Source organism: Longimicrobium sp., from assembly GCA_036389135.1.
Taxonomy (GTDB): Bacteria; Gemmatimonadota; Gemmatimonadetes; order Longimicrobiales; family Longimicrobiaceae; genus Longimicrobium.
Map to the genome: position 1 here is coordinate 77,318 of DASVQP010000007.1, position 24,018 is coordinate 101,335.

The following is a 24,018-nucleotide window of genomic DNA, read 5'->3' on the forward strand; positions in this document are numbered from 1 at the left end:
GTTCATCCCCCGGTGGCCCCGGCCATAACCCGCACCACCGGGTACACCCCCGGCGCCTTCTCCAGCGCGGCGTCCATCAGGTTCCAGTTGAGGAACCCGTCATCCGAGCGCGGCTCCAGCAGGGTGAACGCCAGCCGGCCGAGCGGCTGCGATGAGGTCACCCGCAGCGTCCCCGCGGGCACGACACGCTCCGTGCGGACGTAGCGGCCCCACACGCGTCGCTCGCGGTGGTTCTGGAAGGGCTGCTCCGCGGCGCGCGTGGAGTCGATGCGGAACTCCTCCACCATCATCCGCTGCGGAGCGGCGAGGCGCTCGAAGCGCACGCCGTGCGCGGCCAGGCGGTCGGCCACCTCCGCCAGCTCCGCGGGGACGAGCCAGGCGGCGGGCACCACCTCCGTCTCCGCGGCCTCAAAGGTGGAGAAGTCGGCCATCCGCTCCGGGCGCGCCACGTCGCGCCGGCGCATCATGATCTCGCCGGTGTAGGGGTGGCGCAGGGTGTCGACGGCACCCATCAGGATCTCGATGGGCTGCGCGCCGCGATGCAGCCGCGCGGTGACGGCCAGGCGCCCGCCCGCCAGCGTGCGGCGGTCCGCGGCCTCGGTCGCGCGGCGGATGCGGGTGGCGTTCGCGTGCGCCCAGGCCAGCACCTCCTCCACGAACTCGCCCGTCACCGCGATCCGGTCCTCGAAGGAGAGGTACGCGTACGCCTCGCTCAGGATGCCGAAGCGGTTGCGCAGCCCCGCGTAGTTGTTGCTGAAGCGCGGGCGGTGGTCAAAGGTGTACCACCCGCGCTCCGCCCCGCGCGCCGCCGCCCAGGTGCTCTCCGGGTTGGGGACGTTGCCGTAGTCGTGCAGCTCGCGCCCGTGCTTCCGCTTCATCGCGCGCACCACCGCCGGGAGCCAATCCCCGGTCAGCGGCCCCGCCACCAGCGCGTCGGTGTTGGGGTGCAGCGGGGGCGCGTAGGTCAGGTGGTACGCGTGGAAGGTGCCGTTGGTCGTGTGCAGGTCCACCCACACGTGCGGGTCGTACGCGCGCGCCATCTCCAGCAGCGAGCGCGCCTCCGGCGAGTCCAGCTTGACGTGGTCGCGGTTCAGGTCCAGCCCCTGCGCGTTGGGCCGCTGCCCCATCCCGCCGACCGGCCCCAGCTGGTGCGGCCGGTTCGTCAGGTTCACCCGCTCGTTTCCGTCCGCGTTGTAGATGGGCGCGATGAGAAGGACGAGCGAGTCGGCCCACGCCGCGTGCGCCCCGCCCGCAAGCTGGCGCAGAAGCAGCTGGAGCGCCTCCTTCCCCTCCACCTCGCCCGCATGGATGTTCCCCTGCAGGTAGACGATCGTCTTCCCCGAGGCGCGCACCGCTTCGGGCGACGCATCGCGCACGTTGCCCACTACCGCGAGCGGAAGGCGGCGACCCTCCAGCGTGTAGCCAAAGGTGGTGAGGTGGACGCGCGGCGAGCGGGCGTCGACCGCCTCCATGAAGGCGACCACCTCGTCGTAGCGCGACGTCTCGCGGAAGCCGGACCGTTCGGGACGGGTGCGCGGCTCCGTCTGGGCGCCGAGGGGCGCGGCGGCCAGGAGGAGCGAGGCCAGCGCGGTCCGGCGGATGGATGCGGGCATCACGGGTCCGTTGTGGGGCGAGATGTGCCTTCGTGCGGACGAAACGTAGCGGGCGATGGCGCACACGCAACCGCCTGCGCGCGTGCCGCGCCAGCCTGGTATCCACGGCAGATCTGGCCCAAGCTGCGCGCCTGGTATTTCAACCGTCCGGCGATGACGGGCGAGGGCGGGCGGCACTGTCCACGGTGCAGAAGTTCGGGGCCAGTTCTTGCCGGTTCGGAAAGGTGCCTGTAATGTAAGAGTGTAACCTAAATTCAAGTAAACACAGTGCACAGCGCCCGCTGAAGCGCACCGTTCGGCCACCCCTTCACGGAGGGGCTCGTGGCTGACCGCGATCGCGACGCGTCCATGGAGCGCATCCGCGCACACGCCCGCGAGCAGGTCGCGCGGACGTCGCTGCGCAAGGTCGCCGTGCGCGCCGGGGTCAAGGTGGGCGCCACCAAGAAGTTCGTGGACGGATCCGAGCCGTACGAGCGCAACGCGCGCCTGTGGAGGAAGTGGTACGCCCGCGAGCTGCGCGAGGGCCTGGCCGGCGCCGCCGACGATGCCCTGGCCGCCGAGGACGCGCGGATCGCCCTGGAGCTGCTCCTCCTGGGCATCCCCGAGGAAGACCGCGCGGCCGCCATCCACCGCGCCGCCGCCCTCCTGCGCGGCCTCTTCCAATCGCTGGGCCACACCGCCCCCCAGTGGACCTCCGACCTGGAATCGTAGAGAGGCAGGCTCCCCCTCTCCCCGGCCCTCTCCCCCGCAAGCGGGGGAAAGGGTGCACTTCGCCCCGGGTCGGCATCTCGTAGGGGCGCGATTCACCGCGCCCGTGCCGGCCCCCGCTCCGCCCCCACCCCCTCCACACCGATCCTGGTAGGGGCAGACCTGCGTGTCTGCCCGCCCTTGCCCCCGCCTCGCCCCCTGCCTCCCGCACGATCACCGTAGGGGCGCGATTCATCGCGCCCGCCCTCCGCCCCACCTCGACCCCCGCCCACCGGACGAACCTCGTAGGGGCCGCCCCACGTGGCTGCCCGTGCCATCCCCCGCACCGCCCCCCGCCTACCACGCCCTCCCCAAATCCCCTCTCCTACGGCCGCTTGTAGGCGAGGGTGGCACCGGTTACCTATCGGGTGAGGCCCCAACCCTCTCCTCGCTCCACCGCCACAGCCGCCGCGCGGCCTCATCGTCCAGCGCCGCGGGGTCCGGTTCGGCGGGGCGCTCGTCGATCCAGTACTTCCCGGTCGAATGCGCCGCATCCGGTGAGGTGGCGAGAAAGAGCACCGTCGCGGCGCCTCCCTCCGGAGTCTTGAGGAACCTGCGAAACAGGCGGATAGGCGGCAGTCCGCGCATCAGCAGCTCCGTGGCGACGACGCCGGGATGCATGGCGTGCGCGATGATCCCGCTCTCGCGGCGCGCCAGCTCGCGGGTGAAGAGGAGGTTCGCCAGCTTCGTGGCCCCGTACGTCCGCCAGCCGAAGTAGCGCCGCCTCATCTCCACGTCGTTCCACGGGATGGATCGCCCCTTGTGCGCGCCGGAGGAGACGGTGATCACCCGCGCACCGCCCGCCGCACGCAGGCGGTCGAGGAGGAGGTGGGTCAGCAGAAAGGGCGCGAGGTGGTTGACCGCCCACTGGAGCTCGACGCCGTCCACCGACTCGGCGCGCTTGCGGGTGTAGACGGCCGCGTTGTTCACCAGCACGTCCACGCGCGGGTGCTCCGCCGCGATCAACGCCGCGGCCGCACGCACCTCCGCCTGCGACGACAGGTCCGCGCGCACCAGGCGCACGCGCTCGTTCCCCGTCTCCCGCGCGATCGACTCGCGCAGCGCCTTGCCGCGGACGGCATCGCGCGCCACCAGGAGCACCGTCGCGCCCCGCGCCGCCAGCCCCCGCGCCGTCGCCCCGCCGATCCCCCCGGTGGCACCCGTCACCACGCATACCTTTCCCTCCATCCCGGCCTCCTCGGTTCGGCGTTGAGCGCGGCGTGCGCAACACTCATGCTGAGCCACGCCCGGCACGCCGGTTGCGACGGCGCGCGCCGCCCATAACGCACCCACACCAGACGGAGGACGCATGCGGAGAAGCGGAATCATCTCGACACTCGCCATCACGGCGCTGCTGGCCGCGTGCGGCGGCGGCGGCGGCGACGCATCCAACGGCGCCACGGCGGACACCACGGCGGGCGCACCGGACGGCTCCGCGGCCCCGGCGCTGGACACCACCGGCGCGGGCACCGGCGCGGCCAGCACCATGCCGGCCGGTCCCATGCCGGGCGACACCACCGCCGGCGCGATGCCGGCGACAGGCGCCACCGATACCACCGGCGCTTCCGGCACCCCCGCGGGCGGCGCGGGAACCACCGGCGGCACGGCCACCACGCCGTGACACGCACCCCCGCCTCGAACGCCGTGAGGCCAGGGGGGAACGGGGCGCGCACTCCGCGCCCCCTGCGCCACGTGCGGGCGGACCAACGGAGCGGAGGAGGGGACGCGTGCTCAAGCTGATCGAGAACGGGGAAGTCTACACGCCGGCGCCGGTGGGGAAGCAGCAGGTGCTCCTCACCGATGGCAAGATCGGCAAGGTGGGCGAGGTGGACCGCAAGGCCGTCGAGTCCGTCGGCGTGGAGTGCGAGGTGATCGACGCCACGGGATGCCTGGTGGTCCCCGGCTTCATCGATCCCCACATGCACCTCCTGGGCGGGAGCGGCGAGGAAGGGTTCGCCACGCAGACGCCCGAGTTCTTCATCGGCGAGATCGTGCCGTACGGCATCACCACCGCGGTGGGCGCGCTGGGGGTGGACACCACCATGAAGACGATGGCGGGGCTCCTGGCCAAGGTGAAGGGGCTCAACGAGCAGGGGCTCAACGCGTACCTCTGGACGGGCGGCTACAACATCCCGCCCTCCTCCATCATGAACTCGGTGCGCGACGACATCATGTTCCTGGAGGAGGTGATCGGCACCGGCGAGGTCGCCATCTCCGACCGGCGGGGGATGAACACGAGCGCCGTGGAGCTGGCCCGCGTCGTCAGCGACACCTACATCGGCGGGATGCTGGCGAGGAAGTCAGGGGTGACGCACTTCCACGTGGGCGAGATGGACCGCCGGCTGGAGCCGCTGCGCCTGATCCTGGACGAGCACGACATCGACCCGCGCTGCGTCTACCCCACGCACGTGCAGCGGAACGAGAAGCTGATGGCCGAGGCCGTGGAGCTCACCAGGCGCGGGTGCAGCGTGGACGTGGACACCATCGCGGAAGACCTGCCGAAGTGGCTCCGCTTCTACCTGGACGCGGGGGGCGACCCGGCGCGCCTCACGGCATCGTCCGACGCCTCCATCAGCAGCCCGCGCGTGCTCTCGGAGCAGGTGCGCTCGTGCGTGACGGAGCACGGCTTTCCGCTGGAGCAGGTGCTCTCGCTGGTCACGCGCAACACCGCGCGCATCCTGAAGCTGGAGATGAAGGGGACGCTGGAGAAGGGGAAGTGGGGCGACATCCTCCTCCTGGAAAAGGGCTCGCTGGAGATCGTCCACGTCCTTTCCAAGGGCGTCTTCATGGTGCGCGACGGGAGCACGGTGGTGGAAGAGCGGTTCCTAGATGACAGCATGCGGGCGATCCACCTGGTAGGGGGGAAGTGCCCCGATCGCGGCTCCGAAGGGTCGCGGCAGTGAACGTTCAACCGACTGGAGGAGCGATGAAGACCAACCGGATGATCCCGATCCTGGCGCTGGCGGCGATGCTGGGGACGACGGCGTGCGGCGGCGGCGGAGAGGGTGGCGAGGGCGGGGAGGCGGCCACCACCGACGCGGGCGCGGCGGGCACCACCACGGCGGACCCGGCGATGACCAACGGCACCACGGGGACCACCGATCCCACCGTGACCGGCGGCACCACGGGCGGGGCCACCACCGGCGCGACCACGGACACGGCCGGGCAGAGCCCCGCGTTCGACGCGTCCACGGCCGGCGGGCCGGCCGGGACCAACAGCGGCGCATCGACGCCCCCCGCGGGCACGCCCCCGCCCCCCACGCCCTGACCCGTAACACGGCACCATCGGGGCGCGGAACTGTACGGGGTGCCGGGTGTGGATGTTGCGTGGCGCGCCCTGCACTGGCGGCCGAGGAGCCGCGCGATTCACCTATCCGATTTCTGGAGGACGCGATGAAGAAACTTCTTTCGACCCTGGCCCTGGCCGCGATGTTTGGCGCCGCGGCGTGCGGCGGCGGTGGCGAGGGTGGAGAGGGCGGAGCCGCGGGCGAGGCCGGCGGTGCGGCGACGACGGATGCGGGCACGGCGGGCGCGACCACGGACCCGGCGATGAGCGGCACCACCGACCCCGCGGCCGCTGGCGGCGCCGCCGGCACGACGGGCACCACCGGCACGACCGGCACGACCGGCACCGGCATGACCGCGGACACGACCGGCATGGGCGCCGGCGCGGGCACCACCGGCGGCACCACGGGCACCGGCACCACCCCGTAAGCACGCCCCGATGGATCGCAAACCACGACGGGGTCCGGCAACGGACCCCGTCGTGCATCCAGGCCCCCTCTCTCGATAACGAGGGCGCAGCCCTCTCCTGTTATCGGGAGAGGGGGCAGTCGAGTGTAACGAGACGGGGGTGAGGGCCCCCGCCGCCGCCCGCCACACACACCAGCCATGCCCGAGCCCCGACCCGCCGCCGTCCTCCGCGCCCGCGCCCGCCTGGGCGAGGGACCCTCGTGGGACGCCGCGGAGGGGGTGCTCTGGTGGGTGGACGTGTGGGACTACCGCGTGCACCGCTGGGACCCCCGCACCGGCGAGGACCGCGCCTTCGACATGGGCGAGGCCACCGCCTTTGCCGTTCCCGCACGGGGCGGCGCCGTGGTGGGGCTGCGCCAGCGCGTCGTGCGGCTGGACGCGGCGACGGGGCGGGTGGAGACGCTCGCCGGGGTTCCGGGGCTCGACCCGCGCGAGCGCATCAACGACGGCAAGTGCGACCCCCGGGGCCGCCTCTGGTTCGGCACCCAGGCGAAAGAGGACGGCAAGGCCTCGATCTGGCGGCTGGACGGCGCCGGGCTGCGGCGGATGGGCGGCGGGCTCACCATCGCCAACGGCTTCGCGTGGAGCCCGGACGAGCGCACGATGTACCTCGCCGACTCTCCCGCGAAGCGGATCTACGCCTGCCCCTTCGACGCGGACGCGGGCACGCTGGGTGAGCGCCGCCTCTTCGCGGAGCTGTCGGACGAGGACAGCTTCCCGGACGGCGCCTCCACCGATGCCGAGGGGTGCCTCTGGTCGGCGCAGTGGGAGGGCGGGTGCGTCATCCGCTTCGCGCCGGACGGGCGGCGGGCGGGGCGCATCGACCTCCCCGTGCCCATCCCCACGAGCTGCGCGTTCGGCGGGGCGGAGCGGCGCGAGCTGTACGTGACCACCGCGCAGATAGGCCTGGGCGACGAGCAGATCGAGGGCGCGTGGGAGTCCGGCGACCTCTTCCGCATCCCGGTGGACGTGCCCGGAGTGCCGGTGGCGAGGTTCGTGGGTTGAGCGTGGCGTGATCCTTGACTCTGCTCCGCGTGGGGCAGCATGGACGGGACGGAACCGAGAGGGGAGCAATGTCGAAAGAGGACGGATCGGGGAAGGTCGGGCGGCTGGTGGTGATCGGCGGCGCCGAGGAGAAGGAGGGCGGCGACATGGACATCCTCAGCCGCGTGGTGGAGCTGGCGGGGGGTGACCAGGCGCGCATCATCGTCTGCTCGTCGCCGTCGGGCGAGGCGGAGGAGGCGTTCGAGACCTACCGCAAGGTGTTCGAGGAGCTGGGCGTGGCGGAAGTCATCCCGGCGGTGATCGAAGAGCGCAACGAGGCGGACACCCCCGAGCTGCTGGAGGCGGTGCAGCGCGCGACCGCCGTCTTCATCACCGGGGGAGACCAGCTCAAGCTCGTGGCGCTGATCGCGGGGACGCACTTCGCGGAGGGGATTCGCGACCGCCTCTTCCACGACGGCCTGATCGTGGCCGGCACCAGCGCGGGCGCCGCGGCCATGAGCGGCGTGATGCTGATCGGCGGCACCAGTGAGGGCTCCGTGCGGCGCGCGGACATCTCGCTCGCCCCCGGCCTGGGGCTGTGGCGCGACACGGTGGTGGACACCCACTTCAGCCAGCGCGGCAGGGTGAGCCGCCTCATGACGGTCTTCGCGCACAACCCTCAGGTGCTGGGCATCGGGATCGACGAGAACACCGCGGTCGAGGTGCAGCTCGGGGAGCGCCTTACCGTGCTGGGGGAGAACGCCGTGATGGTCTTCGACGGCCACGTCACCCACTCCAGCGCCCCCAAGGCGAGCGACGAGGACGTGCTGGCGCTGACTGACGCGCTGGTCCACGTGCTCCCCAAAGGGTACGGCTTCGACCTGCAGACGCATCGCCCCATCCTCCCGGACGGCGACCGCGTGCCCACTCCCATCTCGCCCACCAGCGGTGGGAGCCGCACGGCGGAGCTGGGTACCGGCGACTGATGGACGGGGCTCGCGAGGCGCCGATCAACCACCAGCGGGTGATCCCGGACCGGGACCAGACGCCGGAGATGGCCGGCGTGGTGGACCGCAACATCGTCGCCCTCCTCGAGCGCCGGCGCGACGACGAGCTGCGCAAGAGCACGCAGGACCGCATCGCCGACCGGGTGACGCGCTTCACGGGGAGCATGCTCTTCGTGTACATCCACCTGGCGCTCTTCGGCTCGTGGATCGTCGTCAACCTGGGGTGGACGCCGGTCCCGCGCTTCGATCCCTCGTTCGTGGTGCTGGCGATGATCGCGTCGGTGGAGGCGATCTTCCTCTCCACCTTCGTCCTCATTTCGCAGAACCGCATGCAGGCACAGGCGGACAAGCGCGCCGACCTGGACCTCCAGGTCTCTCTCCTGGCCGAGCACGAGATCACCCAGCTCATCAACCTGGTGACCGAGATCGCCCGGCGGATGGACGTGGACGCGGCCAAGCACCCCGAGTTGCGCGAGCTGGCGCAGGACGTGGCTCCCGAGAGGGTGCTGGACCACATCGAGCGCCACGAGCGCCAGCTGAACGGCGCGGGCGAGAGGCGTTAGGGCGGGGCTTCAGGGGATCGTACGCACGCTGAGCGCGAGGCGCGGGAGAGTTCCCGCGCCTCTGTTCGTTTCCACGAGACCCGCGGTTCCCTACGAGAGCGCGAGCGAACGACGGGTGACCGGGCGGGCCTGATCGAAGAGCACCTCCAGCTCCCTATCCGGCGCGGCCTCCCAGCCGGCCGGGATGGGAGTGAGGCGGCGTTTCTCCTCTCCCCGTTCGAAGCAGAGCCACCCGGAACCCAGCCCGGGCATCATCAGCCCCGGCGAGCGCATGCGCCGGTCCCTGCTCCCCCGCCGCTCTGGGCCGCTGTACACCACGCCCCCAGATACGCGGCGCTCGACTGTCCGCCTCTCCGTCCCCTGCACCGCAAAGGGCGTGACGTTCCACACCGTGCAGGGCTGTCCTCGCGAGTCTTCGAAATTACGTAGCGGCATCACCTTGGACGATAAAGGGTTCGCCGCGCGGGGACGCACGACCCGTGCCGGAACAACCCCGTAACAGCTTGTAGCACCCGTGCTTACGCCATCCGTTCCCCCGCGGCGCCGCCGGTTTCCGTGGGGGCGCCGCCCGTCAGCACGTGCTCGTAAATCGCATCCAACGGCACCGAGCAGCCCGCCGCCGGAAGGTCCAGCACCCCCTCCGCCCCGCTCGCCTCCGCGTAGATCCACTCATCGCCTCGGCGCGTGAACGTCTCTACGCGCATTTCATCCTGCGCCACCAGAACGTACGTCTGGAGAGTCTCCAGCTGGCGGAAGTGCGCCCACTTGTCGCCCCGGTCGTACCGCTCCGTGGATGGAGAGAGCACCTCGATGATAACGGTGGGGTTCAGCAGCGTGTCGAAATGGTCGTCCTCCAGCCTGGGCTCGCCGCATACGATGACCACGTCCGGGTACGTGTACATCTCCGTCCGTGGCACCTTCACCCGCATATCGTTGACGCTGGCGCTGCACGGGCCGCCGCGAATCTGAATGCCCAACTCCCGTGCGAGGTTCCAAACGATGCGGTTGTGCGCGAGGCTTGCGCCGCCCATCGCGTAGATGTGGCCGTTAACATACTCGCACTTCGAGCCGGCTGAGGCGCGCTCGCGAGCGAGGTATTCCTGCGGGGTGAATCGTCCTTCGAAAGCGGTTGCCATTGATCCTCGAGGTGCGTGCGGCTGGGTCAGGACTTCACCCGGAGGATAGTCCCGGCCCAACCACCGCACCAGAAGGATGTACCGCCACAAATCGAACGCTCTGGGCGCGTGCTGCCGCTAGAGGAGCGCACCGATTTGTGCGCGATTTACCAAGGCATTGGGCAGGCTGCGCCTACAGCTCGCGCCCGTGCCAGGGCACGTTTGCGTCGAGCGAGTCCGCCAGCTCGATGTAGATGCGGCGCGCAGCCTCGGTGAACTGCTCGTCGTCGGCTTCAGTGTAGGGCTCCAGCTCGGCGCGGATGCGCTCGGAGAGGCTCCCCGACTCGATCATGCGCGCGGCGAGGTCCAGGTACTCCGCTTCGTCGCGGCGGACGGCCCGGCGCGCACCGTCCAGCAGGGTGCGCAGGACGTCGCGTGCGTGGGTGCGGCCCTCCGCGTCGCGGTCCCCGGGGAGGTGCGGGGCGGTCACGAGCGCGCGGCTCCCGTCGTGGATGCAGGCGCGGAAGTCCTCCACCAGCAACGGGTGCGGCGGCAGCACGATGCGCCCCGCCTTCACGCGCGCCGCCAGGAACTTGAGCGCCGAGCGGACGAAGACGGCCACCGCGATGTCCATCTTCACGCACTCCTGCGTGTCCAGCACGCGCACCTCCATGGCGCGGCGGCTGAACTTGAACACCGCCCCGCGCGCGTTGAAGAAGTCGTGGCGGATGGCCGCCGAATCCGGCAAGCCGTCCAGCGCGGCGTACATCGGCTGCAGGATGCTGCGCCGGTAGTCGCCGAAGCTCTCCACGTACTCCGGCACCAGCTCGCCGCAGCTCTCCGGGATGCGGGCCTGGTGCTCCAGGATCCACGCCAGACGTGCGTCCGCTGACCCCTGCAGCTCGCCATCGTGCATCGGCGACGAAGCGGCCAGGGCGGGGAGGTAGGGGATCAGGAGCGAGGCGGCTGTGTGCATCGCCACCGCGTCGGCTTCGCCGCCGAGGGGGAGGTTCAGGTGGGCGGCGTGCACGTTCATCCACCCGTGCGTGCGCACGTCGAAGAGGCGCGCGTAGGTGCCGTAGATGCGCCCGTTGGAGCGCGTCCAGAGCCGCCCCTTGGCCGGGTTGAACCAGGGGTGCATCCCCGTGGGAAGGAGCCGCGCGCCCCATTCGTCGCGCAGCACCGCGCTGAAGCGCCCGATTCCCTCCACCAGCGCCGCCTCCGCGTCCGCAAGGGAGCGCAGGGGTGCGCCCGTCTTCACCTCGAAGACGTGATCGGCGATCTCGTTGCTGAAGCCGACGGCGCCCAGGTCCACGTCGCTCGTCCCGCGGCCGGCGAGAACGCGAAAGGCTTCCTCCACCAGCGGCACCACGTTGAGGTCGCGGTCCACGGTGGGGTACTCCAGCTCGATCCCCGCCACCTCGAACGCACGATACGCGCGCTCCGCCCGCGCCGCGCCGCGGATGCGGATGGGCGCGCGCAGGCGCTCCAGCGCGTCCGGGGCGGGCGCGGTGCGCGGAGGAGGGGCCGCCGCTTCGATCCTGCGGACGAAGAACTCCACCAGGTCTTCGTAGACGGCGTTCCCGTCCGCCGCGTCCTCGTAGCCGACGTCCAGGTTGGGGTTGTCGTTGACCTCGATCACCACGGGCCCGTTCGGCGTCTCCTTGAGATCGACCCCGTACAGCCCGTCGCCGATCAGGGCGGCGGCGCGGATGGCGGCATCGGCCACCTCACGTGGTGCCTGGGCGCGCGGCACCGCCTCCACGCGGCCGTACCGCTCCGTCCCCTTCTGCTCGGACCGGATCTGCCAGTGGCCGCGCGCCATGAAGTAGCGCGCGGCGAAAAGGAGCTTCCCGTCCAGCACCGTCACGCGCCAATCGAACTCGGTGGGGAGCCACTCCTGCGCCAGGATCAGCGGCGAGCGGCGGAACATCTCCGCGCTGCGCTCCGCGTAGTCCTCGCGCGAGACGACTTTGTGCACCGCGTTGGAAAAGGAGCCATCGGGGAGCTTCACCACGAAGGGGAAGCCCAGCTCCGCCACCGCCTCCCACGGCGTGTGCGGGGTGATGATGCGCGAGCGGGGCGTGGCGATCCCCTCGCGCCGCAGCAGCTCCTCCAGGAAGACCTTGTTGCCGCAGCGGATGATGGACTGCGAGTCGTCCACCACCGGCATGTCCAGCGCCTCGGCGCGGAGGGCGAACTGGAAGGCCGGCTCGCTGACCCCGGTGAGTACGCGGATGAAGAGCGCGTCATACTCCGGCAGCCGCCGCAGCTCGCCGAGGGTGATGCGGTGCACGTGCACGTTCATCCGCGCCGCCACCCGCTCCAGCCGGTCGATCGTCTCGGGGGACGACGGTGAGAAGATGTCGTCCGGGTCCACCAGCACGGCGATGGAGGCACGCCGGGTCTCGCGCGGCTCGGCAGTCCCCCGCCGGAAGACGCGGCGCGTGTCGGCCAGGGCGTGGGAAAGGAGGCGGCGCCCCTCGTCGTCCAGGTGGTGCGGCGACTCGGGCGCGACGCCGCACACCTTCCACTCCTCTTCCTCGAAGACGAGCTGGATGCGCAGCAGCGGCACCGGCCACTCACGAAAGACGGTGCGCGCCGCCACGCGGAAGCGCGGGTCCTCGGTGCGCCCCAGCACCGCCAGCGTCTCCGCCACCTCACCCTCCGCGGCTGGACGGAGCGACGTCTCAGGGCAGCGCACCAGCGGCGGGTGGAAGGCGGCGGGCGGGGCGTCGTCGCCGGCGGCGGGGGGCGGCGCGGCGGGTTGCGGCACGTCCGCCATCCGCCGCCGCACGCTCATCTCCGCCGCGTCCACGGTGGGGATGCCGGCCTCCTGCAGCGCACGGAAGAGGCCGTACGGCTCGCCCATCCCCTCGCTCGTCTCCACCCGCGGGAGCACCTGCTGCCCGCGCGCATCCGCCAGCAGGGAGACGTAGTAGCCCGTGGATCCGTATCGAAAGGAGCGGCACAGGTTCACCACCACCGCGCCGGGCTCCGCCACCTCCGCCCCGCCTTCCAGGTACCGCCCGGCCGATGTCACCAGTCCTTCGGGGAGCCCCGCCGCATCCGACGGGTCGGACACCACCACGATCACGCGCCTGCGCTTCACCGTTCGTGCTCCTGGTCGTTAGGCCAGAGCTCCAGGAGCACCGCGTCGTACGTGGCGTCGCCCAGGAGGATGGAGTTGATCAGCCGCTGCGCATCCACCACCACCCGCCCGTCCGCCGAGGCGGGGACGTGCACGGAGGGGTCGCGGATGGAGAAGTGCCGCCCCCAGTGCTGGTAGCCCACGATGACGATGAAGTGCCCCGTGGAGTCGCCGGCCTCGTCGTCGTCCACCAGCGTGTCCGTCTCGGGGATCCAGCGCTCGCGGCGGAAGCGGTACAGGTACGTGGCCGAGAGGCCGGCCAGCACCGGGTGCTCGCGGTCCAGGATCTCCTTGATTAGCGCCGGCGTGAGCTCTTCGAAGATGGCGATCTCGCCGCCCATCCCCAGGAAGTCCAGGTACGCGCGGGCGGCGCGCAGCCGCTTGGAGTCGCGCAGGTAGGGGAAGCGCGCGTGGATCTTTTCCATCAGCGCTTCGCGCGGCAGCGATGCCCAGCTGGGGTCGAAGATCTGCAGGTCGTACGAGTAGATGCGGGCGTTGAACCCGCGCCGCATCCCCGCGATCCCCAGGAAGACGGCGAGGGTGCCGCCGTCCTCGTTGCGGTCGATCTCGCCGAGCACCGACGCCTCGTCGGCCTCCACCCCGTAGAAGTCGTAGACTTTGCGCAGGCAGGTGGGCCCGCAGGTGGAGTCGTCCGGCTGCAGGAACCTCTGCACGCGCAGCTCGTGCGCGACGCGCCCGTGCTCCTCGTGGCGGTCTTCGGGGATTACGACTTCCGGCAGCGCGGTGGCCATCGAGCTTCGGCAAGGGGCGGCAAGGGAAAAACCGAGGTGGTGCGCAACGGGCGTACCAGGGCCCTCACCCCGATCGTTCCTCGCTGCCCCCTCGCTGGCGCGGAATCCGCATCACGGGCGCGCTCCACGATGGGCAGACAACCAGGGAGATCGACAGATGGCGTATGCGGTGATCCAGTTTTTGGAAGCGGGAGAGCGCATGGCGACGCTGTGCCGGACGCAGAACGGCCAGCCAGTGGGGCCCGACGGGGTGATGGACCCGCTCAGCATCTTCATCGAAGAGACGTCGCACCAGATGATCACGCAGGGGTCGCCGGGCGCGCTCTACTTCGCGCAGCTCTTCGCCGCGCGCGAGGTCGAGGCGGGGCGCGAGGTGCGCGTGCTCGGCGGGGCGGGGGAGATGGGGATCACCGCGGAGGAGCTGGATGCCCTCACCGGCCAGGGCTACTACTACGAGGTGTCCGTGGGGCGCGAGGGGGAGCGCGCCGTCCCCCAGGTGCTCGCCAGCGGCATCGAGGAAAGCCTGCGCCGGAGCTGAGGGCCCACATCCGTTGTTGGGGCGCGATTCATCGCGCCCACCCTTGCCCTTCCTCGACGTTTCGCCCTCCGCACCGATGCCGTAGGCGCAGCTCCACGTGGCTGCCCGTGACCCGCACATTCACGGCAGCCCGCTTTCAGGAGCGAATGAACGGGGCTCGGCGCCAACCCGCGGCATCCGAGCCCCTTCAGTGGGCTTCCCGTAGTTCCAGCGCGGGATTTATCCCCTCGCTGACGCCGCCCCCGCCGCTATCCGCCTTACGGCCGCTCGTCCGGGCGGATGCGGACGGTGAGGTCGCTGCTGCGGATGACCGTTTCGCCGGTGCGCGAGTCGCGGGTGACGCTGACGGGGGCGCCGCGCACCTCCACCTCCGCGCCGCCCACCGCGCCCGAGTAGCGCAGCCGCTGCCCCGCCCGCGAAGAGGCGACCGGGTTGCGAGCATCCGGGCGCCGCATGGCCGACATGACGGCCGTCTGCTGGCGACCGTTGCGGGTAAAGGTCCAGCTCACCCGCTGCCCCGGCTGCACCGCGCTGAACCGGCGCCAGGCGGGGGCCGTCGTCAGCGGAATCCCGTCGATGTGGGTCAGCTGGTCGCCGCGCTGCATGCCGGCGCGGGCGGCCGGGGTGCCGGGCTCCACGTTCTCCACCAGCGGGGTGGAGCGGAAGGCGAACGTGGTGCGGCCATTCTCGCGGATCACGTCGCACCGGCGGCACCCGATCCCGAACCCGAACCACCCGTCCGGAAGGAACTCCGGCGGCGACGGCGGGACCGGTGGCATGGGCGGTGTCGGCGGCGTGGGCGGAGCCGGGGGTGCGGGCGGCCGCGGTGCCCTCGCCGCGCCGGGCGCCCGGGGTGGAGCAGGCGGCTGGGGCGGTGCCGGCGGCGCGGGGAAGTCGTCGTCGTCCAGGAGAGTGCCCGGGCGCGGCGGCGCGGGCGGCGCAGGCGCGTGCGGGGGCCGGGGCGGACGCGGAGGCGCCGGTGGACGCGGGAAGAGCGACGAACTGCACTGCGCGCCGGGCACCACTCGCACGTCGCGGGTGCGCCCGTCGCGGCGGATGGTGAAGGTGGCCGCCCGCCCCGGTGCGAGCTCGCCGAAGCGCCGCCCCCCCTCCGCCGTCGTGATCGGCGCGCCGTCGACGGCCACTACCACGTCGCCCTCGCGCAGCACGCCGGCCGTGGGGCCGCCGGGCCGGATGCGCCCCAGCGTCAGCTCCGTGCCGAAGCGAAAGGTGCGGACGCCGTTCTCGTCGTTCACCTGGATGTGGCAGTTGCGGCATTCGAAGCCCTGGAGCCCCAGGTCCGCGTAGCGCATCAGGCAGCGCTGCGCCTCCAGGGGAGCCGCCGCCATCGCCGCCATCGCGATGGTCAAGCGGATGATTGGGATGTTCATGGTGAAGATCTCCACTCTGTCGTTGATTTAAGTGCGTTGGTGCGTGAAAGTCCTGAGTGCTAAGTCCTAAGTCCTAAGTCCTAAGTGCGCCCCGCACCCCTATGTCATCCTGAGAGAGCCGCCTAGCGGATGCCTGACGTCACACGCCGCACTTCTGCGGCGACCGAAGGATCTAGCCGGAGCCGGGTCGGGAATGGCACGTCACGTCCTGGCCCCTCGTCACGCGCAGTAGATCCTTCGCTCCGCGCCACGGTTCGCATACGGGGCAAGGGCGGAGAAGCGCGTCACTCAGGATGACAAATGATGATGGTTCCCTGTCCCTCCCACGCACTCACACACTTCCGTTCAAAACCAAACCACCTTCCGCTGCGCCGCCGAGTCTGGCCGCGCGGGGGCCGAGGCGCGGGCGCGGTCGTAGCCGGCCAGGATGCCGCTCGCCACCGGGTCGTCGGGGGCGATCCGCACCAGCTCGTCCGCGGCGGAGCGGAGGCCCCGCACCGCGACCTCGCGGGCCTGGGCCGCCTGCGCGGGCTGGGCCGTGTCCGCCATGCGGGCGAGCTGCCCCAGCGCGTGGACGTACGCCGAGCCCGTCTGCTGCACCAGGAGGGCGGCCTGGCGCGAGTTCTCGGCCTGCACCCGCGCCACCACCTCCTCGGTGGAGCGGGCGCCCACCCACTGCCCCACGGCCACCCCGCTGGCGAAGAGGGCGAGCGAGGCCGCCACCGCGCTCCCCACCCACGCCGCGGGGAAGCGCAGCCGCCGGGCCGGCGCCTCCACCGCGCCCCGCTGGCGGAGGGCGTGCACGGTGCGCTCTTCCAGGAGGCGCCCCGGCTCCCGCTCGCGGGGGAGTGCAGCGAAGAGGCGGCGCTCGTCCGGGGTCAGCTCGTCGTCGGGTCCTGCGTCCTGCATCGTCATACGATCCTCGTGGGCGCGGGGTCGAGCAGCTGGCGCATGGCCCGCCGCGCGCAGGATAGCTGGCTCTTGGAGGTGCCGGGCACCACGCCCAGCATCGCCGCGATCTCCTCGTGCGTGAAGCCTTCCACGTCGTGCAGCACCAGCACGGCGCGGTAGCCGGCGGGGAGCAGCGCGAGCGCCCGCTCCAGGTCGATCCGCTCCCCCAGCGGCGGGGGAGCGCGCCACGGCTCCGGCACGTTCTCCGGGTCCGCCTCCCACCGGCCGCGGCGGCGCAGGAGCCCGCGCGCCACGTTCAGCCCGATCCCGGTGAGCCACGTGGCGAATGCCGCCTCCCAGCGGAACTCCGCCAGCCGCTCCGTGGCCCGGATCCAGGTCTCCTGCACCACGTCCTCGGCGTCCTGCTCGGCGCCGCCCAGCACGCGCAGCACCACCTGGAAGAGACGCGGCGTGTGGCGCCGGTAGAGCGCTCGGAAGGCGGCCTCGTCGCGACGCAGGAGGAGTGCGTCGGCGAGTTCGCGGTCCAGGGAGGCGGGCGGAGCTGCGGTCGCGGTTGTCATCGCCAGATAAGTGGCGTGGCGGGGGCAAAAGGTTGTATGGGGCGTTGATTAGGACGGCGGGGCGCATCTGGAGGCACAGGCGGGGACGATTCAGCAAAGACAGAGAGGCACGCAGATCAGATTATCTCCGTGCCCCTCGTGTCCCTCTTTAGATCGCCGTCACTCCCGCGGCGGCCGCACCTTTTTGAAGCGGGCTCGCGCGCCGGGGCGCAATGCGCGTAGGTGATCGGCTCCGGCATTGATGATGATCGTCGCCGCATTCACGGCTTCATCGACGACGGCCCGGTCTACGTCGTCCTCAGGCTCATATTCCAGTGCGTGCCGATGGGTGCGCAAGCCGTTCATCGCATCGAGCGCGGTCCGCAGTGCGGGGTCCGTCACGAGCGCTCCGGCCAGGTCGAAGGTGACGAAGTGGTGCCCCTCGCCGCCTCGCGGACGGTAGCCCCCGGCGCGCACGATCGCGGTTGCGGCGATGCGGCCCGCGTCGTAGGCGCGGACCAGCCTGGCGTCGAGGCTCGCGCTCGCCAGCCGGGCGTCCGCGTACGCGACCACGGCTTTGCCCCAGAACGCGGCCACCTCGTCATCGCCGGCAACGCGCGCCTCGGCCCTCCCGCTCTCGATGTGCCGGGCGATGGCCGGAATCGGCACGGGGTCAGCGGGCGAGGAGGACATCCTCAGATCCGATCAGCCAAGCCTTGGGTCCGCTCACCACGTCGCGGATGAACGCACTGCCACGGCGCAGCTTCTCCGCGAGCGCGGCGGGAGTGAGCCGCTGCACGTCGAGCGGGCGGTTCAGGAGCGACTCGGCTTCGACCATCGCCCGGCCGATAGCTGCGGTGGGCATCCCTTCCTCCACGATCAGCACGTCCACGTCGCTCTCGCGGCGGGCGCCGCCGCGCACCGTCGAGCCAAACACGAACGCCGCCTGGATCCCCGGCACGTCCCGGAGTACCTCGCGCACGACCTCCACCGGGTCCCCGTGCTCGCGGAGCAGGGTGCGGAACGCGTTCCAGCTGGGATGGCCGGGCACCGGGTCGAAGTAAACCTTGCCTCCCTCCTCCGCGCGGCGGACGAGCCCGAGCGCCTCGAAGCGGCGGAGCTCGCGCTGCAGGGCCCCCGTCCCCATCCCCGTGCGCTCCTGGAGAGCGCGGAGGTGAAGGCGCTGGTCCGGGCGCACGAGGAAGTGGGTCAGCAGCCGCACCGTTCCCCCACTGAGCAGCTCTTGGAGATTCGCCATCTTCATCGCGGGTTCGCTGGTGTACCCAAAGTTGGTACGCGAGGACGCCGCGGTCAACCCGCACGAAAAAGGCGAGCCCCACCCTCCGTCCGAAAGGTGGGACTCGCCGACTATTCCCCAATCGCCAGCGGTTACCGGCTGATGATGGGGTCCGGGTTGCCGTCGCGGTCGCACTTGGCGTAGCCGCTGGTGCGGGCGCCGCCCAGCAGGAGCACGCCGGCGGCGTGCGGGGCGGCCATCGAGGTGCCGCTCATGGTGGTGGTGCCGCCGCCCTTGCGGGTGGAAAGGATGCTCACGCCCGGCGCCGCGTAGTCCACCGGCGGGTTGCCCCAGTTGGACCACGAGGGCATGCAGTCGTTTACGTCCGTGGCCGAGATGGTGTATACGTTGTTGCCGTTGGTGCGCGACGGCGTGGTGGTGCTCGCGTCCACACCCTCGTTGCCGGCGGCCAGGACGAACTTGATCCCCTTGGCGGCGGCGTCGACGATCGCCTTCTCCAGCGTGGCGTTGGAGCCGCTCCCGCCCAGGCTCATGTTGGCCACGTCGCCGCTGGCGCCCTTGGCGGCCACGTAGTTGACCCCGTTCACCACCCCTTCCCACGTCCCGCTCCCGCTGTTGCCCAGCACGCGCACCGAGCAGACGTAGGCGTTCGGCGCCACGCCCACCACGTCGATCGTGTTGTTCTTGGCGGCGATGGTCCCCGCCACGTGCGTGCCGTGCCCGTTGCCGTCCGCGGGCGAGGTGCCGGCGAAGTAGGTGTGGCAGGCGCGCGACGTGTTCAGGTCGGCGTGGTTCATGTCGATGCCGCTGTCGATGATCCACGCCGTCTTCCCCGTGCCGTCGGCGAAGCCGCCCACGCGGCTGATCCCCCACGGCGTGGTCTGCGTGGTCCCGCCGCCGCCGCCCGGACGCGCAAGCCCCTCCACCGGGTGGATCAGCTGCACCGGGCCGTCGCGCTCCACCAGCCGCACCCGCGGGTCGCCGCTCACCGCCGCGATGCGCGACTCCGGGATCACGGCCGAGAAGCCGCGCGCCGCGTGTTGGCGAAGGTGGCGGATGGCGAAGCCGTTGCCGCGCGCCAGGTCGGCGGCGGCGGCGCTCACGTCGACGCCCTCGTGGAAGGTCACGAGGTAGATGGGCGCGTTCTCGGAGCGGGCGGAGACCGGGGTCTCGGGGGCGCTCAGGCGGTTGTCCTGGCAGCCGACGACGGCGAGCGCCGCGGCAAGGGCGGCGATGGGGGTGCTGCGACGCATGAACGTCCTCCGGAAGGCGGGCGAGAGATGCGAGGGCAGGGAAGCCCCGCGCGGGTGTGGCTGCATTGATCCCCGGCAAGGTGGGGGCCGCGCCGCGGTGCGTTTTGCGCCATCTCCAAGCGTCTATGCTGCAACATCTTGCGGGTTTTGGCGGAGATGGGCTGGGTGCGTGTGCTGCACCAGAATGGTGCACGCGGAGCGGGATGGTGCGTCGTCGGAGCGGTTGCCCCGAATGTCCGGGCCCCGCCCGGAAGCATCGCGGCTCTTTCCCGTTCCCCGGCGGGCGCGGTACATTCTCGCCCCCGATTCGCGATTCCTCACGTTTGAACAGATGCCGTTCCTTCACCTGGTCATTTCCCCGCGCGCATGAACCGCCTTCGAATGTGGGGGCCGGCGGTACTGGGGCTGCTCCTGTTCGCCGCCGCCGGGTACGTGCTGCACCACCAGCTTCGCGGGGTCAGCTACCAGGAGGTGCGCGCCACGCTCGCCACGCTGCCGCGCACCGCGCTCCTGGCGTCGGTGCTGATCTGCGCGGTCAACTACTTCATTCTCACGGGCTTCGACCTCCTCGGCTTCTACTACATCGGGCGCAGGGTGCCCTGGTGGAAGGTGTCGGTCGCGTCGTTCACCGGCTACGCCATCTCCAACAGCGTGGGGTTCGCCCTGATCTCGGGCACCTCCGTGCGCTACCGCTTCTACTCGCGCTGGGGGCTCACGGCGGGCGAGATCTCGCGCATCGTGCTCTTCTACTTCGGCACCTTTTGGCTGGGGCTGCTGGTGCTGGGCGGGTGGAGCCTGGCGCTGGACCCCCACCCCACGCTCAACGCGGCGTGGGACATCACGGCGCGGGTGCTGGGGTGGGGCCTCCTGGCCTCGGCGGTCCTGTACTTCACCGCCTCCGCCGTCTGGCGCCGCCCGATCCAGTTCATGCGCTGGCGGTTCGAGCTTCCGCCGCCGCTGATCGTGGCGCTGCAGTTCGTCCTCTCCACCATCGACTGGGCGCTGGCGGCCGGGATCTTTTACGTTCTGATCCCCCACTCGCAGCTCTCCTTCGCCGAGTTCATGAGCGCCTTCCTGACGGCGCAGATGATCGGGTTGCTCAGCCACGTGCCCGGCGGCGCGGGTGTGTTCGAAGGGACGATGGCCGTCCTGCTGGGCGGCTACCTCACGCCGGAGCAGCTCCTCTCGTCGCTGGTGCTGTACCGGCTGGTGTACTACGTGGGGCCGCTGGGCGTGGCGCTGATGATCCTGGTGGCGGACGAGGTGCGCCAGCGGCGGCACTACTTCGTGCGCTGGACGAGCACCTTTGGAGCGCTGTCGCTCCAGCTGGCGCCCAAGGTGCTGGCGGCGTTCACCTTCGTGGGCGGGGGCGTGCTCCTCTTTTCCGGCGCCACGCCTGGGGAGGAGGGGCGCGTGTACGCCCTCACTCGGGTGCTGCCGCTGGCGGTGGTGGAGGCCAGCTACTTCCTGGGGAGCGTGGTGGGAGTGGGGCTGCTGATCGTCTCCAACGGGGTGGCGCGGCGGCTGGACCTGGCGTACTACCTGGCCGCGGCGGGGCTGGCGGCGGGGATCGCGGCCTCCATCCTCAAGGGCGGCGACTACGAGGAGGCGTCGCTGCTGGCGTTCGTGCTGGTGGGGCTCATCCTCAGCCGCCCGGCCTTCGACCGCAAGGCGGAGTTCTTTGACGCGCGCTTCAATCCGGGGTGGATCCTGGCGATGGTGGCGGTGGTGGGTGCCTCGGTCTGGCTCGCCTTCTTCGCCTTCTCGCACGTGGAGTACTCCAGCGAGCTGTGGTGGCGCTTCGCGGCCAACCAGGACGCCCCGCGCGCCCTCCGCGCCTCCGTTGGCGCGACGGTGGCGATCATGGCCTTCGGCGTCTTCCGCCTCCTGCGCCCGGCGCCGCCGGAGATCCACCCGCCCACCGAGGATGAGCTGGTGGCGGCCGCCGCGGCGATCGCGCGGCAGCCGTCCACCGTTCCGTACCTGGTGTACCTGCGCGACAAGTCGCTCCTCTTCAACGAGGACCGCTCGGCCTTCCTGATGTACGGCGTGCAGGGGCGCACCTGGGTGGCGATGGGCGACCCCGTGGGCGAGCACCGCGAGGCGACGGAGCTGATCCGCCAGTTCTTCGGCCGCACGGACGACTTCGGCGGCGTACCCGTGTTCTACCAGGTGCGAAAGGAGCGCCTCCACCAGTACGCGGACTTCGGCCTCACCTTCGTGAAGCTGGGCGAGGAGGCGTTCGTGGAGCTGGACGGGTTCCACCTGGACGGCGCGGACCGCAAGCCCTTCCGCCTGGCCCTCAACCGCTTCGCGCGCAGCGGGATGACCTTTCGCGTCGTCCCCGTCCCCGAGGTGCCCGCGCTCCTTCCGCAGCTGGAGGAGGTGTCGCGCGAGTGGCTGGTGCGCAAGCGCGCGGCGGAGAAGGGTTTCTCGCTCGGCTTCTTCACCCCCGATTACGTGCGGCGCTTCCCCGTGGCCGTGATCGAGGAGGAGGGGCGCGTGATGGCCTTCGCCACGGTGTGGCCGGGCTCGGACCGCCAGGAGCTCTCCGTGGACCTGATGCGCTTCCGCGACGATGCGCCGCGCAGCATCATGGAGGTGCTCCTCCTGCAGCTGATGGCGTGGGGGAAGGAGGAGGGTTTCCGGCGCTTCAACCTGGGGATGGCGCCGCTCTCTGGCCTGGAGCTCTCCGCCGTGGCGCCGGTGTGGACGCGCGTGGGGCACTTCCTTTTCGAGCAGGGGGAGGCGTTCTACAACTTCCAGGGGCTGCGCAGCTACAAGGAGAAGTTCCACCCGGTGTGGGAGCCGCGCTACCTGGCGTACCCCGGCGGCCTCGCCCTGGCCCGCATCATGGCCGACGTCTCCGCCTTGATCGCCGGCGGCTATCGCGGCATCTTTCGCCGGGGCGAGCCTTGAACTGCCGTTTCACACAGAGACACGGAGGAACAGAGAGGACACAGAGGATCTCAGCGAAGCCCTCCCCTTCCTTGTGGTGGAGTTCCCCCTCGCCGGTGGACACCGAGCTAAGCCCGCGGTGTAGTAGCCGGGGCCAAAGAGGAGGTGTACATGAGCGAGGAGCGGAAGCGGCGGCAGTTCACGCCGGAGTTCAAGCTAGAGGCAGTTCGTCTGGTTACGGTGGGCGGCAAGTCGGTTCCGCAGGTGGCGCGGGATCTGGGCATCCGGCCGGAGATGCTACGCAGCTGGCGGCGCCAGAGCGAGAGCCGAGCCGGTCTGGCGCCGCGGGACGTGTTCCCCGGAGAGGGTCAGCTTCCCAGCCAGGAGGCCGAGATCCGTCGCCTGAGGCGGGAGCTGGAGGTATCGCGCCAGGAGGTCGCCTTCCTAAAAAAAGCGGCCACGTACTTCGCTCGGGAGTCGCAGTGAAGTACGCATGCATCCGGGCACATCGGCGCAGCTTCACGATCGCACTGATGTGCCGGGTGCTGGGAGTCTCACGCTCCGGCTACTACGCGGCGCAGGGCCGTGGGCCGGGCAAGCGGAAGACTGCCCGGGAGCGACTCCGCCTGCATGTGCGCGCGGCCTTTACGAAGTGCCGCAAGCGCTATGGCAGTCCTCGGCTCCACGAGGAGATGCGGGCGCAGGGTGTACGCACGGGACGACGGCAGGTCGAAGCGATCATGCGGGAGGAGGGGCTGCAGGCTCAACCCCGGCGGCGCTTCGTGATCACAACGGACTCCTCGCACACGCGTCCCGTGGCCGAGAATCGGTTGGAGAGGAAGTTCGACGTGGAGGACGTTCCTGCAGTGGATCGCGTCTGGGTGGGCGACATCACGTACCTGCCCACGCGGGAGGGCTGGCTCTACCTGGCGGTCGTGCTAGATCTGAAGAGCCGCCGTGTAGTGGGCTGGAGCGCGCAGGATTCGCTGGAGACGAGCCTGGCGAGCGAGGCGCTCACGCGTGCTTTGTGGAGCCGGAGACCCGCCCCTGGATTGCTCCACCACTCGGACCGGGGTGTCCAGTACACCTCGGCCGAGTACCAGGAGTTGCTCACCCAGTACAGGGCCGACGCCAGCATGAGCCGACGTGGGAACTGCTGGGACAACGCGGTGGCTGAGAGCTTCTTCGCGACGCTGAAGAAGGAACTCCGCGAGATTCCGCACTGGGACACCCACACCCAAGCGAAGAGAGACCTTTTCGAATTCATCGAGGTCTGGTACAATCGCCAGCGACGGCACTCGAGCCTCGGCTACAAGAGCCCCGCCGAGTACGAGGACCAGCTCGCCCTTACTTCGAGGGCGGCTTAAACCCCCTGTCTACCGAACGGGGGGAACTCCATGGGTCCCTCTGTGTCTCTGTGGTGCGCCGTGCAAAGGCGGCGTGTTCTTGCGGGTGAAAGTCCCGCCGGAGGAGTTGACGGTACACCTCCGTAGCTACGGGCGGGTGGCGACCGGCGACGGGAGACACCGAGCCGTCCGGACAAC

23 protein-coding genes are annotated in these 24,018 nt (G+C 70.9%); 11 read left to right on the top strand and 12 right to left on the bottom strand.

Going from position 1 to position 24,018, the window contains the following annotated elements; genetic code table 11:
• Window positions 1–2: 2 nt before the first annotated feature.
• Window positions 3–1,613 (bottom strand): M14 family metallopeptidase, encoded by a 1,611-nt coding sequence (locus tag VF584_01875; GenBank protein ID HEX8208907.1) that lies wholly within the window; start codon window positions 1,611–1,613, stop codon window positions 3–5.
• Between the two features lie 321 nt (window positions 1,614–1,934).
• On the opposite strand from VF584_01875, the gene VF584_01880 reads away from it, so the two are divergent.
• A complete protein-coding gene (locus VF584_01880; protein ID HEX8208908.1) occupies window positions 1,935–2,324 on the top strand; it encodes a hypothetical protein in 390 nt (129 codons plus the stop codon).
• A 393-nt stretch (window positions 2,325–2,717) separates the two neighbouring features.
• On the opposite strand, the gene VF584_01885 is transcribed toward VF584_01880, so the two are convergent.
• Window positions 2,718–3,548 (bottom strand): SDR family NAD(P)-dependent oxidoreductase, encoded by an 831-nt coding sequence (locus tag VF584_01885; protein HEX8208909.1) that lies wholly within the window; start codon window positions 3,546–3,548, stop codon window positions 2,718–2,720.
• Between the two features lie 121 nt (window positions 3,549–3,669).
• On the opposite strand from VF584_01885, the gene VF584_01890 reads away from it, so the two are divergent.
• The 7 genes from VF584_01890 (at window position 3,670) to VF584_01920 (ending at window position 8,667) form a co-directional block, all read left to right on the top strand.
• Window positions 3,670–3,981, top strand: a complete 312-nt coding sequence (locus VF584_01890) for a hypothetical protein (protein ID HEX8208910.1) — start codon at window positions 3,670–3,672, stop codon at window positions 3,979–3,981.
• Window positions 3,982–4,087: 106 nt separating this feature from the next.
• The gene (locus tag VF584_01895) at window positions 4,088–5,263 is read left to right on the top strand and encodes an amidohydrolase family protein (GenBank protein HEX8208911.1); all 1,176 of its coding nucleotides are present in this window, start codon (window positions 4,088–4,090) and stop codon (window positions 5,261–5,263) included.
• 23 nt (window positions 5,264–5,286) lie between these two features.
• Window positions 5,287–5,628 carry a hypothetical protein gene (locus VF584_01900; protein ID HEX8208912.1) on the top strand — a complete coding sequence of 114 codons (342 nt, stop codon included), beginning with the start codon at window positions 5,287–5,289 and terminating at the stop codon, window positions 5,626–5,628.
• Between the two features lie 125 nt (window positions 5,629–5,753).
• Complete coding sequence (locus VF584_01905; protein HEX8208913.1) at window positions 5,754–6,074, top strand: hypothetical protein; 321 nt, start codon at window positions 5,754–5,756, stop codon at window positions 6,072–6,074.
• Window positions 6,075–6,251: 177 nt separating this feature from the next.
• Window positions 6,252–7,118 (top strand): SMP-30/gluconolactonase/LRE family protein, encoded by an 867-nt coding sequence (locus tag VF584_01910; protein ID HEX8208914.1) that lies wholly within the window; start codon window positions 6,252–6,254, stop codon window positions 7,116–7,118.
• A 68-nt stretch (window positions 7,119–7,186) separates the two neighbouring features.
• On the top strand, window positions 7,187–8,083 hold the full coding sequence (locus VF584_01915) for a cyanophycinase (GenBank protein ID HEX8208915.1): 897 nt from the start codon (window positions 7,187–7,189) through the stop codon (window positions 8,081–8,083).
• A complete protein-coding gene (locus tag VF584_01920) occupies window positions 8,083–8,667 on the top strand; it encodes a DUF1003 domain-containing protein (GenBank protein ID HEX8208916.1) in 585 nt (194 codons plus the stop codon). Before VF584_01915 ends, VF584_01920 begins: the two co-directional genes overlap by 1 nt.
• A gap of 90 nt (window positions 8,668–8,757) precedes the next feature.
• Here VF584_01920 and VF584_01925 read toward each other — a convergent pair whose 3' ends face one another.
• The 4 genes from VF584_01925 to VF584_01940 all read right to left on the bottom strand — a co-directional run bounded on the left by VF584_01925 (window position 8,758) and on the right by VF584_01940 (window position 13,685).
• Window positions 8,758–9,102, bottom strand: coding sequence for a hypothetical protein (locus VF584_01925; GenBank protein ID HEX8208917.1), 345 nt, complete (start codon window positions 9,100–9,102; stop codon window positions 8,758–8,760).
• Window positions 9,103–9,185: 83 nt separating this feature from the next.
• Window positions 9,186–9,803 (bottom strand): Uma2 family endonuclease, encoded by a 618-nt coding sequence (locus VF584_01930; GenBank protein HEX8208918.1) that lies wholly within the window; start codon window positions 9,801–9,803, stop codon window positions 9,186–9,188.
• A gap of 172 nt (window positions 9,804–9,975) precedes the next feature.
• A complete protein-coding gene (locus tag VF584_01935; protein HEX8208919.1) occupies window positions 9,976–12,894 on the bottom strand; it encodes a glutamate-cysteine ligase family protein in 2,919 nt (972 codons plus the stop codon).
• Entirely contained in the window at window positions 12,891–13,685 is a 795-nt protein-coding gene (locus VF584_01940; protein HEX8208920.1) for a hypothetical protein, read from the bottom strand. The genes VF584_01935 and VF584_01940 overlap by 4 nt, the downstream gene beginning before the upstream one ends.
• A 157-nt stretch (window positions 13,686–13,842) precedes the next feature.
• Between VF584_01940 and VF584_01945 the strand changes: the two genes are divergently transcribed.
• Window positions 13,843–14,223 (top strand): hypothetical protein, encoded by a 381-nt coding sequence (locus VF584_01945; GenBank protein HEX8208921.1) that lies wholly within the window; start codon window positions 13,843–13,845, stop codon window positions 14,221–14,223.
• A 257-nt stretch (window positions 14,224–14,480) separates the two neighbouring features.
• Here the strand turns inward: VF584_01945 and VF584_01950 are convergent, their stop codons facing one another.
• From VF584_01950 to VF584_01975, 6 genes are all read right to left on the bottom strand, one after another.
• Window positions 14,481–15,614, bottom strand: coding sequence for a PDZ domain-containing protein (locus VF584_01950; protein HEX8208922.1), 1,134 nt, complete (start codon window positions 15,612–15,614; stop codon window positions 14,481–14,483).
• Window positions 15,615–15,959: 345 nt separating this feature from the next.
• Complete coding sequence (locus VF584_01955; protein ID HEX8208923.1) at window positions 15,960–16,529, bottom strand: hypothetical protein; 570 nt, start codon at window positions 16,527–16,529, stop codon at window positions 15,960–15,962.
• Window positions 16,526–17,086, bottom strand: a complete 561-nt coding sequence (locus VF584_01960) for a sigma-70 family RNA polymerase sigma factor (protein HEX8208924.1) — start codon at window positions 17,084–17,086, stop codon at window positions 16,526–16,528. Before VF584_01960 ends, VF584_01955 begins: the two co-directional genes overlap by 4 nt.
• Window positions 17,087–17,245: 159 nt before the next feature.
• The gene (locus VF584_01965; GenBank protein HEX8208925.1) at window positions 17,246–17,758 is read right to left on the bottom strand and encodes a hypothetical protein; all 513 of its coding nucleotides are present in this window, start codon (window positions 17,756–17,758) and stop codon (window positions 17,246–17,248) included.
• Window positions 17,739–18,323, bottom strand: a complete 585-nt coding sequence (locus tag VF584_01970; GenBank protein ID HEX8208926.1) for a nucleotidyltransferase domain-containing protein — start codon at window positions 18,321–18,323, stop codon at window positions 17,739–17,741. The genes VF584_01965 and VF584_01970 overlap by 20 nt, the downstream gene beginning before the upstream one ends.
• Before the next feature lie 131 nt (window positions 18,324–18,454).
• Window positions 18,455–19,576 carry a S8 family serine peptidase gene (locus VF584_01975; protein ID HEX8208927.1) on the bottom strand — a complete coding sequence of 374 codons (1,122 nt, stop codon included), beginning with the start codon at window positions 19,574–19,576 and terminating at the stop codon, window positions 18,455–18,457.
• Between the two features lie 366 nt (window positions 19,577–19,942).
• On the opposite strand from VF584_01975, the gene mprF reads away from it, so the two are divergent.
• Together mprF and VF584_01985 are read left to right on the top strand one after the other, a co-directional pair.
• Window positions 19,943–22,495 carry a bifunctional lysylphosphatidylglycerol flippase/synthetase MprF gene (gene mprF / locus VF584_01980; GenBank protein ID HEX8208928.1) on the top strand — a complete coding sequence of 851 codons (2,553 nt, stop codon included), beginning with the start codon at window positions 19,943–19,945 and terminating at the stop codon, window positions 22,493–22,495.
• A 150-nt stretch (window positions 22,496–22,645) separates the two neighbouring features.
• A protein-coding gene (locus VF584_01985) for an IS3 family transposase (protein HEX8208929.1) occupies window positions 22,646–23,841 on the top strand; the annotation gives its coding sequence in 2 pieces (ribosomal slippage) (window positions 22,646–22,928 and window positions 22,928–23,841; 1,197 coding nt in all).
• Window positions 23,842–24,018: the final 177 nt, after the last annotated feature.